The organism is Gardnerella sp. C0684A1 (assembly GCF_055326835.1).
The window spans coordinates 1-232 of the sequence record NZ_JBLTSX010000103.1 but is presented as its reverse complement, the minus strand read 5'-3'; the positions used below and the strand labels follow the sequence as shown (position 1 = coordinate 232).

At 56.5% G+C, this 232-nt stretch carries 1 protein-coding gene; it reads left to right on the top strand.

Annotated features, from left to right (window positions below):
• A partial coding sequence (locus ACNEUN_RS06480; RefSeq protein ID WP_463631649.1) for a hypothetical protein occupies positions 1-232 on the top strand: 232 nt, incomplete at both ends.

The following is a 232-nucleotide window of genomic DNA, read 5'->3' as shown; positions in this document are numbered from 1 at the left end:
GAGCAGGGACGGTGAGAAATACATCGACGTACTGCCGTCACTGAACTTGAACCGGGATCTTGGCAACGGCAACTTGCTACGGTTCGGTGTGTCTCGGCAGATCGCCCGTGCAACCTTGACCGATATGCGCAACTCATTCGCTGCTGCAAAGGGTACTGACACCAAGGTGCCAGAGTTGCTGGGTGTGTACATCGGTTCAGCGGGCAATCCGCACCTTAAGCCTTATCGCGCC